This window comes from Nonlabens sp. SY33080 (genome assembly GCF_011784885.1).
In the GTDB taxonomy this organism is placed as follows: domain Bacteria; phylum Bacteroidota; class Bacteroidia; order Flavobacteriales; family Flavobacteriaceae; genus Nonlabens; species Nonlabens tegetincola.
Genome location: NZ_CP050461.1, coordinates 2,034,628 through 2,047,963, shown reverse-complemented (window position 1 = coordinate 2,047,963; position 13,336 = coordinate 2,034,628). Strand labels below are relative to the sequence as shown.

At 34.9% G+C, this 13,336-nt stretch carries 12 protein-coding genes; 2 read left to right on the top strand and 10 right to left on the bottom strand.

Annotated elements, in window-relative coordinates:
• The 3 genes from HCN53_RS09185 to HCN53_RS09175 all read right to left on the bottom strand — a co-directional run bounded on the left by HCN53_RS09185 (nucleotide 1) and on the right by HCN53_RS09175 (nucleotide 3,086).
• On the bottom strand, nucleotides 1-603 hold the full coding sequence (locus HCN53_RS09185; RefSeq protein WP_167342761.1) for a thioredoxin family protein: 603 nt from the start codon (nucleotides 601-603) through the stop codon (nucleotides 1-3).
• 69 nt (nucleotides 604-672) lie between these two features.
• On the bottom strand, nucleotides 673-1,770 hold the full coding sequence (gene dprA, locus HCN53_RS09180; RefSeq protein WP_167342760.1) for a DNA-processing protein DprA: 1,098 nt from the start codon (nucleotides 1,768-1,770) through the stop codon (nucleotides 673-675).
• Nucleotides 1,771-1,805: 35 nt separating this feature from the next.
• Nucleotides 1,806-3,086 (bottom strand): O-antigen ligase family protein, encoded by a 1,281-nt coding sequence (locus HCN53_RS09175; protein WP_167342759.1) that lies wholly within the window; start codon nucleotides 3,084-3,086, stop codon nucleotides 1,806-1,808.
• 71 nt (nucleotides 3,087-3,157) lie between these two features.
• Between HCN53_RS09175 and HCN53_RS09170 the strand changes: the two genes are divergently transcribed.
• Entirely contained in the window at nucleotides 3,158-4,249 is a 1,092-nt protein-coding gene (locus HCN53_RS09170; RefSeq protein ID WP_167342758.1) for a glycosyltransferase, read from the top strand.
• Here HCN53_RS09170 and HCN53_RS09165 read toward each other — a convergent pair.
• The 3 genes from HCN53_RS09165 to HCN53_RS09155 are packed head-to-tail and all read right to left on the bottom strand — an operon-like array spanning nucleotide 4,203 to nucleotide 7,767.
• Nucleotides 4,203-5,522, bottom strand: coding sequence for an O-antigen ligase family protein (locus tag HCN53_RS09165; RefSeq protein ID WP_167342757.1), 1,320 nt, complete (start codon nucleotides 5,520-5,522; stop codon nucleotides 4,203-4,205). The genes HCN53_RS09170 and HCN53_RS09165 overlap by 47 nt on opposite strands.
• Complete coding sequence (locus HCN53_RS09160; RefSeq protein ID WP_085775430.1) at nucleotides 5,494-6,591, bottom strand: hypothetical protein; 1,098 nt, start codon at nucleotides 6,589-6,591, stop codon at nucleotides 5,494-5,496. Before HCN53_RS09160 ends, HCN53_RS09165 begins: the two co-directional genes overlap by 29 nt.
• 9 nt (nucleotides 6,592-6,600) lie before the next feature.
• Nucleotides 6,601-7,767 (bottom strand): polysaccharide biosynthesis C-terminal domain-containing protein, encoded by a 1,167-nt coding sequence (locus tag HCN53_RS09155; protein WP_167342756.1) that lies wholly within the window; start codon nucleotides 7,765-7,767, stop codon nucleotides 6,601-6,603.
• Between the two features lie 200 nt (nucleotides 7,768-7,967).
• Between HCN53_RS09155 and HCN53_RS09150 the strand changes: the two genes are divergently transcribed.
• Complete coding sequence (locus HCN53_RS09150; RefSeq protein WP_167342755.1) at nucleotides 7,968-9,059, top strand: glycosyltransferase; 1,092 nt, start codon at nucleotides 7,968-7,970, stop codon at nucleotides 9,057-9,059.
• Here HCN53_RS09150 and rfbD read toward each other — a convergent pair.
• The 4 genes from rfbD to HCN53_RS09130 all read right to left on the bottom strand — a co-directional run bounded on the left by rfbD (nucleotide 9,054) and on the right by HCN53_RS09130 (nucleotide 13,246).
• On the bottom strand, nucleotides 9,054-9,884 hold the full coding sequence (gene rfbD / locus HCN53_RS09145) for a dTDP-4-dehydrorhamnose reductase (protein WP_167342754.1): 831 nt from the start codon (nucleotides 9,882-9,884) through the stop codon (nucleotides 9,054-9,056). The genes HCN53_RS09150 and rfbD overlap by 6 nt on opposite strands.
• Nucleotides 9,881-10,420, bottom strand: a complete 540-nt coding sequence (gene rfbC, locus HCN53_RS09140) for a dTDP-4-dehydrorhamnose 3,5-epimerase (protein WP_167342753.1) — start codon at nucleotides 10,418-10,420, stop codon at nucleotides 9,881-9,883. The genes rfbD and rfbC overlap by 4 nt, the downstream gene beginning before the upstream one ends.
• On the bottom strand, nucleotides 10,417-11,457 hold the full coding sequence (locus tag HCN53_RS09135) for a hypothetical protein (RefSeq protein WP_042276796.1): 1,041 nt from the start codon (nucleotides 11,455-11,457) through the stop codon (nucleotides 10,417-10,419). The genes rfbC and HCN53_RS09135 overlap by 4 nt, the downstream gene beginning before the upstream one ends.
• 85 nt (nucleotides 11,458-11,542) lie before the next feature.
• On the bottom strand, nucleotides 11,543-13,246 hold the full coding sequence (locus tag HCN53_RS09130; protein WP_167342752.1) for a DUF6909 family protein: 1,704 nt from the start codon (nucleotides 13,244-13,246) through the stop codon (nucleotides 11,543-11,545).
• Nucleotides 13,247-13,336: the final 90 nt, after the last annotated feature.

Genomic DNA, 13,336 nt, shown 5'->3' with positions numbered 1-13,336 from the left:
TCAAAACCTTTGCAACATCTTTACGAGATCATTCTCGATATCTTTTCCTTTGTCTTTGTTGTACCAGGTTTGTAGTTCTTGCTTAAATTCTGGTGATAATGAACCTTTTGCAGCTTTTTCTGCAGCAACCAGTGCTGTGGCTTTTGTAGGTCGTGGACCCCAAGTTGCTACTGGCAAATTTGTTTTGGCATCAATTAAAATAAGCTTGGCAATTGCTCGATTCCCATTAGTAAGGAACTCATCCATCAATTTTGGATTTTTATCTCTTAAAACAACCTTGTAATTGATTTGTGCAGCTACTGCAACTTTATTTATCATGGGCATGGCATGAGCAGCATCACCACACCAGCTTTCTGTAATAACAAGGAAGTACACGTCTTTATCAAAATTTTCAAGAAATTCTTGACTTTCTGGTAACAGTTTCAAAGTTTTATCCAGTCGTCGCATTCTTTGATGATTCAATTTGGTATACTCAGCAAGAGCTTCAGTTATTTGATCTCCTGTATTAGTTTGATTAATTACGTGGTCTTCGACCAGTTTGCGATACTCTAAGTAGGAAATGGCGTTTGACGCGGCTTGCTTAATAAATTCTGCTAAATTCATATTACAAAAGTAATCTAGTACGCACCTTGAACTATGTGACTTTTATCACCTAGATAGGTATATTTTTCCTTAGGCTAGGGTAAACAGTTTACCAGGTAATGGTTGCACCACACCTTTAAGTTCCATAGACATAAGAACTGAGGCTAATTGGTGAACGGGTAGTTCCATTTCTAGGGCAATAATATCTAGTAATTCCTTATCTCGTTTTTTAAGAAATTGAAAGACTCTTTTTTCAAGCTCGTTAAGCTCTACAAACAATTGCTTTTGTACCGCTATGTCACGTTCCTTCCATCCTAAAATGTAAGGAATGTCGGCAGTTTTAGTAAGCATGTGTGCTTTAGCTTGTTTGATAAGTTCATTACAACCTATACTGTATTTGTCGTTGACTCTACCAGGTACTGCAAAAACCTCGCGGTTGTAACCATTTGCAAGATCTGCTGTTACTAGGGAACCACCTTTTGAGGCACTTTCAATAACAACTGTGGCCTCGCTCATACCGGCGATAATTCTATTACGTCCTAAAAAGTTTTTACGATCAAAAGTATCAGTATGCCAAAAATCGGTAATAAATCCGCCATTTTTCATGAGGTCCTCATTGTGCGCACTGTGATTTCTAGGGTAGGTTTGATTGAGACCATGAGCCATAACTGCGATGGTTTGTAAACCTAATTCTATAGCCATTTTATGTGCTAGAATGTCAACTCCATAGGCATAACCACTTACTATTACAGGATCGAGTGGCGCAATTTCATTCATGAATTTTTCCAAAAAAGCAGCACCTGTTGAAGTAATTTGTCTAGTACCTACAATGCTTAGAAAATAGGGATTTGAATAATCAATAGCACCTTTTTCAAAAAAAACAATCGGGCTATCAATACAGTATTTCAAACGTTCTGGATAATCATCCTGATTATAAACCTTGCATTTGATTTGATTGGCATGGATAAATTCTAATTCCTTTTTTGCTTTATCAAATAAAGTCTCTTTGTGTTTTATAAAACTGGCCTTTTTATCTCCTAGACCATCAATGGCAGCAATATCCTTAACGTTTTGTGCAAATACATCCTGAGCACTACCAAATTCCCTCAACAGTTTTTTAGCCATTATATCTCCTACAAGTGGAGCTTTTTTAAGGGCTAGTAAGGCTAGTAATTCTTGTTCTTGCATGGTTTGTTAGTGATTACGCTTTCGCGAAAGCGAACTTATCTATTATCCTTCTCAAAAGTATCAATCACTTTTTCATGTGACAGTACTAAGGAGCCTGCCGATGTTGACGCATTGAAATTTAAGACAAATAAAAAATTAAGGAATAAAGAAAAGTAAAAAACTCCTTCTTGTCGTTCTAGAATATTTTCTGCCAGCATCCACACGGCAAATAAGAATAGTAGAGCAACAGCTAGATAATTCTTTTTATTCAACGATTGAATCCCTAAATAGCCATAGGATAAAAAGAAGACCAATAGACCTATGAATCCTACTGCTAGTATTAAGCTTAAATATTGATTATGTGTGTTATAAGAAAGATCAAACAAGGCACTTTCCTTACTGGCAAAACAATCCAATAATTCCTGCTTGCTATCACCAATTCCATAACCAAATAAACTAGCATGCGGCATTATTTCAAAACTACATTCATTAATCGTATTTCTAATAGTAACAGATTCTAGGGTTTTATGTTCAGGGTTTTTTACTATGAGCAGTTCAGAGAATCTGCTATTTATAGAAGGTACAAAAACGATGAGTCCTAAAATACAGACGAATAATCCGCTAAAAAGAATCCACAACTTGCGTTGATTTATAAGAATCGTTAACATGGCAATACCTAGTAAAAACGCCATGATACTAGCTTTAAAGGAAAAGTAAAGCAAAACGCTGAATAAGAATATAAATACTAGTGAACCACCTAGTGCTTTCCAGCTTTTTTTAGATATAAAAAACAAATAACCTGTGACAAGCGTTGCTATGGACAGATGATAGGATAAGTACAAGCTATCAATATTATTCCACAACCCTAGTTGATGTAGAAAGGATCTTTTTCCCTGTAAAATTATATCAAGATCATAATTGGAGAGCATCATGAACAAGCTTATAAGAACTAGTACAATTATGGAAGCTACATAAACTTTCAAAAAGTCTTTCAGGTGATTACGTAAGTATTCAATCACTACAGACGGGACAACAGCAAAGCTTAAAGGAAGTAATAATAAAGGCGTAAGTGTCCCTAATTTTTTAAGGGCATACTCGCTGTTTGAGCTATACAAAAGACTAGCCAACAAAACAAAATATATAGCAGCAGTTGCTATAAAGTAATTAACTCGAAAAACCTTTTGCTTGTTAGTTAAGCTTATTAATAATGATAAACCTACAAATATCCCTATGGTTATATTACTCACGATTTTTGGTAAAATAGGAAGAGCAAATAAAGTATAGGTAAAAAGTAAATGTATACGTTGTAAAATACTTTTATTGGGATAGGTTTTCAATGTGTTTACTTTACTGCGAATATGAACAAAAAAGATACTACAAGCAAGATTACCTCTTACCTTTGTAACCTATGAACAATAGGAAACTTAAAGTTTTTCACGTAATTGAAGCCTTAGGTGGTGGAGTTTATAGCTATTTCTGTGATTTGACTCAGGTTTTTGGTCCTAGTGATCGAGTACAAACTACTATTATTTATAATGATCAACGTGCAGAAATAATCCCTGAAAATGTCCAAAAAGATTTTCATTCCAATGTCAGGCTACTTAAAGTTTCCATGAATGAAAATATCTCGCCATTTAACGACTATAAAAGTATAAAGGCGCTTTCTAGAATTTTTAAAAAGGAACAACCAGATGTTATTCATCTTCATAGCTCAAAAGCTGGTGTTTTAGGTAAGGTTGCAGCAAAAATCGCGAGTTCTCAAGCTCAACTTTTTTATACGCCACATGGTTATAGTTTTTTACGCAAGGACATTTCAAGCAGTAAAGCAGCGGTTTTTAAGGCTATTGAAAAAAGAATGGCTTCCTTTTATGGCTTTACAACCATAGCTTGTGGTGATACAGAATTTGATGAAGCAAAAAAACTGCATGATAGGGTAGAGCTTATTAGAAATGGTGTCCCATACAACAAGATAAAAACCTTTTTGAATACCCAACCATTTTCAAAGTTTACTGTAGGTATTTTAGGTAGGATTACACATGCTCGCAATCCTAAGTTGTTTAATGAAATTGCTCTTCAATTACCCGATGTACAATTCGTCTGGATAGGAGATGGTATTCTCAAGGATCAAATTACAGCTCCCAATATCACAGTAACAGGTTGGTTCATGAATAGGAAAGAAGGTCTAGAGCATCTTAATAGATTGGATGTTTATTTACAAACCTCACTTTGGGAAGGATTACCTATTGCCGTACTTGAGGCTATGGTTTTTGAAAAGCCCGTGGTAGCTACCAATGTGATAGGAAATAGAGACATAGTACTACCATCTCAAACAGGGTTTTTAATCGATGACGCTACACAAGCGGTCCAAGCTATTACACAGCTATTTGACAAAGATTTGAGGTTGCAAATGGGGAAAAATGGTAGTAAACGCGTTGATGAGGTTTTCAATTCAACTAAGAACTTTTCTCAATTGATTGACTTGTACTACAGTCGTTCTTAATATACAGCGCACTAAAAATACTGATCCACAAGGCGCTGAAGGTGATACCATCATAACGGATTAAAAAATCATCGGTAAGATTTGAGGTAAAGAACAATACAAAGAAAAAAAGAACAACGCTGTGCTGTAATCTCCAGCCTAGCCACAAAATATTAAGTACATAAAGAAGCACCGCAAGCAATCCTAATAAACCAAATTTGAGTAAGAAATCTAAGTACTGGTTGTGAGTAGGAAATTTATACTTGGCTAGAAACTGCTGGTCAGTATCCAGGTAGGCTTGATTGAGCTCGTCTTTGCCATCTGCAGCGCCTACACCTATCCAAATATCCTGTTGAGCTCTTTCCCAGGCTGTTTTCCAAATACTTACACGAGTTACAAAACTATTGAATACTTCACCTTCTGGGTTTTCAAAATCATCAAGTTTACCTACTTTATCCATGTGAGCAAAGGTGACAGTGGTATACTTTTTTGTGATGTAAGGAAACGCTTTCGCGAAAGCGAACACCATTAAAATCAATACTGCCAGTGTACTGGCTGTGACAGTTACCAATTTCTTGCGTGATACCTTTTTAAACAATTCTAAAAACAAAACTAAAAATATACCAATAAATGCATTTGCGACGGCAAGCCTAGTATTGATAATAAGAAGCAGAAATACAGAAATTAAAAATAATAGAGTCCTATAATTAAGGATTTTCCAGCTAGATTCGATCAAGTGTCTTATAACGAGATAGGTGTTTACAACTACTAGAAAAGCCACATGCATGTTGAGAGCTGGCGCATGAACACCGGTGCTATTGGCAAAAGAATAACCCATTTCCCACAGGTGAATACCCTTTAAATATTTTGAAACGAGTTCGGGCTCAATAACCAGGAACCTTATTAATAGAACGACTAGTAAACATGTGAATAATATCGAGTAGTAGGTAAGTACTTTTTTAAAATTGATTTTAATAGGTGACCCTATAAGAACAACAGGAAATAACAACATACTCATGCGTTTTTCCATGTGTTTAAATCCTTCTGATAGTTCAACATTGTTCCACAGGAATAGTACATCCAGTAGAAATGGTAAGGCGATCAAACCAATTTTCCAAAATGAATTTTTAGAAAATTTAAAAGATCTTGCGATTAACAGGTGACTTACTATAAAAAGAATGATAGCAATAGTCCCAGGTTTCCTAAACACTAGTATACTAGCTAGAATTCCTATTAATAACTCATAATTATTAAGATACCAAGACCTAGTTGTTTTTAGCCAATTTGAAAACATATCGTTTAATTTTTGTAGGTCGTTTTATAAGTCCTTTGTTATAATAAAACGCTAGCCATATCCATGGAAAAACGCCAAGTTTATGTTTTACAGCACTTCCTAAATCGGGTTCAAATACACCTTGTATAACAAAATAAGCGAATAGTAAGTGAAAAACCCATTGCTCGTGAAGGTATTTCTCCTTGTTTTTTAAAACAATACTGTACAGATATAATAAGTAAATAAATAGGCCTAATTGCCATATTACAAATGCAATTACATGAGGTTTTAAAATGAATCTAAGTCCGGTGACAGGAAGGTTTACTGTGAAAAAACCATAGACTATTCCAAATGCTTCACCATGAAAGGTATCTGTTTCTACAGGTGAAACAATCATTGTGGCAGCATTTGAATCACCTCTTTCAACTCTTCGTTTATTAAGAGCTTCTCTTGAGCCTTGTGACATGAACTCACCCTTAACTAGTCCATAACTTAAGGACATAAAACAGGCAGTTAAAATACCTACTACAAGCACAGTAAGAACTCTATTTTTAATTTTTATATAGCTCAGGCCGTAAATGACTAATGCTAGAAACGGTATGAGTAAAAAGTATTGTCTGTAGAACCAACCAAAAAACGCAAGAAGTAAAAATGTTAAAGCGATTTTTAAAAATAGGTTGAGTCTTGAGATAAGAACGAGACTCAATAAATAGATGTAGATAGCAGTAATAAATTCTTTAGAAGGGAAACCTACATATATACCGAACATAAGTAAACCCAGCCAAATAATCGCGTTTTTTAAATTGAATTGATGAAAGCTTCTGGGTATTTTCAAATGTTTAAACATCAAAAAAATGATAGGCAATTGAATTAAAGCAACCATAGGAAATGGTAGTCTACCTACACCTGTTATATGATAAATCATCATAGAAAAAGGATAGCTACCCAACCATCCTTTTTCATTATACCTATCTAAGCCTATGGTATAAGCATCAAACATAAATCTATCAGGTAGAATGAAGCTAGCAATCATTCCAACTAAAATTGTAACGATTGCAATAAATAAAAAGGTAAGCTTACTTCTTTTCAAACTAGATGATTAATGAATTGCAAGAACTATATTATCTCGCTTATAAACATAAAATACAATAACCAAATTCCAAAAAATTAAGCAGATAGAGCTAGCGATTGCGGCACCAATAATACCATAAATTGGTATAAGTATGAGGTTAAGGATAATATTTATAAAAATGGTAATAAATATAATATTTCTAAATTGAGACTGCTTATTAGTCATATTCATATAAATACTGGTACAACCACATAATGCATTTACGATACAACCAACTAATAAAATCATTAATGCATATGAACCTTCAATATAATCTGACCCGAATAAAGATAGAAGAAACTTTGGTATGAATAGTAGAACGATTACTAATGGCAAACTTATAATCGCAATGGTTCGAGTTGTTTTTTTAATTAATTGGTCTAAAGCTCTATAGTCTTTTTTAAAAAAACATGTGGCTAGTTGTTTTGAAATAGAAGCTTGTAGAGTAGTTTGAATCATCGCTATTAAGCTGATAATCTTAACAGGTTGTGCATAAACCGCGACGGCTTCATTACCTTCAAAATATTTTAATAAGATAACATCAATCGACAGTAATAAAAAGAACCCCAATCCTGTAAGGGCCATTGGCATTGAAACTTTATAAATATCTAGAGTCTTAAAGGATGTTTTCCAAGATTGATTTTTAATTTTAGGAACGATTTGAAAGGTAGAAACAACAAATAAAATCACAAACGAAAATAAAAAGACATCTATAATAAATGCTTGATTTGAACTATTCATCAAGTATATAGCGGCACAAAATAATAGTATGTATTTAAAGATACCACGATACAATTCTGCCCACATGTTTAACTCAAAAACTCTAAACACTTCAGTGTTTAAGGTGGCTCCAGCATAGAAAAACAGGCTTATGATAATTTTAAAGATGATAGAATCTGAAAAGAAATTTTGATAGTATTCAACTGGAATTAAGACATAAACTAGTAGAATAAGCAAACAGAGAAGACCTATTAATTTAAGGCTATTTAAATAAACACCCAGAAAGGTATCAAACCTGCCATCACTTTCTAACCTACCAGCAAACTGGATTATAGATCGATCTGTTCCCGCAACAACAATTGCTCCTGTTAACAGCAAAATAGTTCTAGATAACTCAAATTCACCAACTAAGTTTTGAGGATAGTAATTGGTCATTATCAATGTCGCCAGAAACAAAAGACTTACACCAGCTAATCTCAAAACAATTAGAGTAATTTGGTCGGAGGCAATAAACCGATTGATAAGCTGTTTCATTATCTTAATAGAACTTATTCAAACAAAAATAGCAGTACTTCAGTCTTTAATCTATCTTTTATGAAGTTATATTTGAATTATTCTGAACCCTTCAAATCTATATGAAGAATAAATTTTTGCTTTATACTCCTACACTTGAAGGCGGCGGTGCCGAAAAGGTTTTTATAAAATTAGCGTCTTATTTGATTGAAAATAATTACGACGTACGTTTAATTACCGCTTATGGAACTGCTTACCAAGATATTCAAAATGAACATTTGACAGTTATTAGAATGTTCAATAAAAAGCCATCTCAATCAAAGCTGCTGAATCTCCTTTTAAGATTGTGTATAATGCCATTCTTTATATGTTTTGAATTGATAAGGTTTAAGCCTCATTATTTTATTACCGCTGTTCTAGAGGCCAATGTTTTTGGTAATATTTCTCACTTTATTTGCCAGTCAAAAAGTAAGTTAATCATCCGGCAAGCAGGAGAACTTGCTAATGAGACGCATCCTGGAAAATTAAGTATTCTGCTTAAATGGGCTTTTAATAGAAGTCACTTGCTCATTGCAAACTCAGATGGTACTAAAACTTCAATGATCAATTTTCACAAAACTGTAAGTTCAAAAATTGAAGTCATTGGAAACCCGATCTATGAGTCAAAAACAATTAAAAATAACAATTCTACAGGTGAACGTTACTTACTAGCCGTAGGACGACTAGAGTCTCAAAAAGATTACCCCACTTTACTCAAGTCATTTGCGCTTATTAAAGACGATTTGAATGTGAAGCTTAAAATTGCAGGCGATGGCATGTTAAAGGATGAACTTATTCAATTAGCCGATGAGTTATGTATAAAAGATCACGTGGAGTTTTTAGGTTTTCTAGAGGATCTAGATGATTACTACGCAAATTGTATTGCGTTAGTTTTGAGTTCGCATAATGAAGCTTTTGGGAATGTAATTATAGAAGCAATGTCCTATGGGAAGCCTGTAATCAGCACTAGGTGTGCTGGCCCAGAATTTATTATAAATAACGATTCTATTGGAGAACTTTGTGCTATAAAAAATCCACGATCAATGGCCGATTCAATAATTAAGGTCGTAAACTCGCCACAGAATTATGATTCAGACTTAATTATTAAAAGAGCACAGGACTTTTCATTAGAACGAATAGCCAATAAGTATCTAACTGCTATAACTGCGTTATAGGTGTTCAATTACCTTTTCTAATTCGATTTGATAAGGAGATAGTAGGTATTTGAATACCTCTTCTGTCTTTGAGGTGTCCATCACGCTAAATGCAGGTCGTCGCGCAGCAGTAGGGTAGTAGTCTACGGCATGAATACCTTTTTTAAGTTCTGCCAGTTCATTTATTTTTAAAGCAAACTCATACCAACTCACCTTTCCTTGATCCACATAATGATACAAGCCATACTGTAAAGGATCTTGTTTAATAACATGATGTATAAAATTGGCAACACTCAAGGCACTTGTAGGTGATCCTACTTGACTAGTTACGATATTTAATTGCTGTTGATCGGTAGTCGTAAGCCATGTAAAAAAGTTTTTACCAAAAGGCGCATACAACCATGAAATTCTAAATATATAATACTTAGAAGCTAGCATTTCAATCGCTTTTTCACCAGCGAGCTTACTAGCACCATATTCATTGATCGGATTTGTGATATCATGTGGTTGATAAGGAATATTAGAGGTCCCATCAAAAACATAATCAGTAGAAAAATGAATTAATGTAGCATCATACTGGGCAGCGATTTGGGCTAATTTTTCTACTGCGGTTGCGTTTATTTTAAAGGCTTTTTCCCGTTGTTCTTCAGCTAGATCTACAGCTGTGTAGGCAGCACAGTTAATAATATAGTCAGGTCTTAGGGATGCAACCTTTTCTTGTACTTTGTGTGCACAAGTTATATCTAGTTCTTTGCTTGTGAAAGTGAACAATTCAACACTGGTCAACCGCTTACTTATGGCTGTTCCCAGCATCCCATTAGCACCAGTGATTAGAACTTTTATCATAATTGAGATAGATATGGAGCAACACTATCTTTTTCAGAAAGGACGACATCTTTTTCTGGTATTTGCCAATTAATAGCAAGCTGTGGATCATCGTATCTTACTGCAAGTTCGGTTTCAGGTTGATATGTATTGTCAATTTGATAGTTCACAATCGCAGTTGATGAAAGTACCGAGAAACCATGTAAAAAGCCTCTAGGGACATATAATTGCTTGTTATTTTCTGCACTCAATTTGATTGCAAAATGTTTCAAATAGGTTGGAGAATCTACCCTAAAATCTACAGCAACGTCTAATATCTCACCTTGCACACAACGTACTAGTTTTGCCTGTGCAGCATCTCCTTTTTGTAAGTGTAAACCTCGAATAACGCCATAGGTTGAGGTACTTTCATTAATTACAATAAACGGATTGGATTGAGGTAACGCTTTCGCGAAAGCGAGACTATCAAAAGCAACAACAAATTTACCACGCTGGTCACCAAACACAGCTGGCTCGATAACTTTACAATCCTTTAATGACGTTTCTTTTACTATCATTTTCGTTGCGACTCTAACCTGTTAAGATAACTCCACAATAAAGGAATTAAGGCTAGTAGCATACCGCAACCTAGAAAGATAAAGGCCAATTTGATCTTGTAATGCTTCTTCTCTACAGATCCTTTAGTAACGTATTGTGATAATACATTTACGGTTTTGGCAAACTTGTACTTGTCTTCTCTAGCCTCTGAAATTTTATACAGTAGCGTTGATTTCTGACCGAAGAGATCTTTAAGAGCATCAGACGGCTTTTGATCTCCTAAATATAGGTTTGTTCCAGACGATGCGCCGCTTGTTGAATTTCCTGCAATCGCTTTTTGGTAACTAGCGATAAGTGAATCGGTTTCTTGTAATTGATATTCGAGCACTTTTAAGTCAAATGCATTGTTCTCCTTTGCCGATTGACGCAAAGCTTTAATCCCTGAATTATCTTGAACCGTTACTGCCGGCTCACTTACTTTATTAACCACCTCGCGATCGGTTCCGGCAATAACTACCTTATAGAATTCATAATCGATATCTCGTTTTGCCGCTTTAAATCCTTCAAAAGTAAAATTCATGAGCGCCATGGTATCGCTTTTTCTCGCTAGTGCATCGTATTCTGCTAGTAACTCATTATCTGTATAGCTAGCCTCGATCTCAAAAGACCCTAAGGTTTGTGCCTGTTCCTCGTTAATCTCTAGCTTATTGGCTAGACTTGCAAAATCCTCTTGTTCAATAAGCGACTGGTACAAGTTAATATTTGAAATAAGTTGAGCAGCACTATTAAAATTAGGTTGTACTCTAAGTATGGCATTAAAGGATTTTTTGTTTTGTAAATCCAGGTAATAACCTAATCCAGCTCCTATTAAAAACAGAACAGCTAGTAAAACTAGGTGTTTTTTCATGAATAGTAAGGTAAGAACTAGGAAGTTACCTATTCCTTTAAACACATCTCCTATGGCTTTAAAGAGATTTTTAAAACCATTACCTATCCATGTAAAAACAGGTACTAGATCTACCTCTTTTTCCTCCTGATTATTGGGCTGGTCGCTCATATGTAAGTTTTTATGGTGTCAAATATAAGTTTTGTTCACAATTTAGAACGCAACCTGGCAGTACTAAGTATAATCGAAGAATTAATTACAGACTTTCCTCCATGATTTGTTCTAGGATTTTTTCGGTAATCACATATACCGGTTTTACTCCTAGTAAACCTAATCCACCACTTGCAAGAGTATGACCTGTTTTTAAAGGATTATCACTTGCATAGTAGGCATACCTTACTTTTACATCACGATTTATACTTCTACGTACCTGTGATGCGGACTGCACAGCTTTTTGGTAATGAGCACCTTCCATTTCTAGACCTATCACTCTCCAACTACTGGTGTGAAAAAACTCTAGTAAATCTTTGTTTTGTAGCGAGGTTCCTAGAACGGTTACCATACTACCACTTACTATATTAATGCCATCTTCTTGTAAATCTTCTTCTTTAAGTTGATTTTCAAAAGGATAATTATCTGCTGTTCCTTCAAAAACATGAGCATCAGGAATCATGATGTCGCCTTTATCACCGGTAAGAATACCTGCTTTACCCATTACATTAACAGATTTGACATTCATCTTGTGCTTAGTTCCGTTTTCATCGGTATACGGTTTAAGCAATTCATCCATCGTCTCAAATGCTTGCTCACCAAAGGCATAGTCCATTACGACAAGAACTGGTTTTGTGCTGTTATCGCTTTCGCGAAAGCGTACTGAACAAAAATCAACGTCCATGTAAGCACATTCACTGGTATCAAATATCTGTACATCGATATTAGTACCACTAGTATCTTTAAGTTCATACATACCATTGGTAACGGCATGTTTTTTTATACGGTCACGCAGGTTTTTATTTGCCTCGTCACTGAGTTTTGCAAAAAGAGACATGCGGTCAGTGTCTTTAAGCTGTTTTTGTAGGGCTTTTGGACCGTACAAGGAATTCATGACACTGTGCAAGTTGGCACTTATTATATGAATAGGTCTATCGAATAAATTGTTATCGACTAAAAATTGCTTGATACGAGATGCCCAAATATCACCATGGATGTGATGACCCAATCGTTCTCTAAGAACAGGAGAAAAGGTAATTAATCGTTTTTGCTCATCAAGAATTTCTTTTCTGGCAAGTGCTCCCATGTGATAAATTATACTGAGGAAGCGATTAGGATTGTCAACTGTTGCAAATTTAGGGTAGGTACTTTTCACCTCTTTAAAGGTTCTACCTAGAATGGTAGCGACGTGCGTCATTGCAATATCTTTCTCCTCTTGAGAAAGTTTCTTCTTTGTAACCGCATTTTCTAGACATTGCCAGTCTCTTGTAGTTTGTTTGTTCTCACCTACCATTACTTGCTTCATGATTTTATGAGATTCTATCATGAGAAAAGTAAGGTGAGTAAGTATGTCATAAATCTCTGATCTACCACGAGTAACCTCAATATTCATTTGGTGATCGTCGATTCGATAGCAATTACGTCTACGTTTAAGAGGAATTATAGGTTTAAAATGACTTTGCTCATAACCTTCATTACTGGTGAGATTGATGTAAGTACACTCTTCAATACCTACAGGTAAACGATCCATAACGTACAGTAATCCATCTAGTTCTACCTTTTCATCGGCGATGGATCCATATATTTCAGGTTTTAATGTAAGGAGTGATTCTCTTAACGATTCACCACTCACACCCATAGGTTTGTAAAATCCACGATTGAATAAATGTCTCATTGTGATGTACATGCGTTCAATCGCATTAGTACTTTCTTGAGCCTTAGTACGTGGTTGAATTTGGAATGATGCCATAAACTATTTTCTCGACAAAGATATTCTTTTTAAAAATCTTAAAGTATTAAGAAATAGATAAGGCTTTGTTTTTCAATTGAAAAGTTTTCT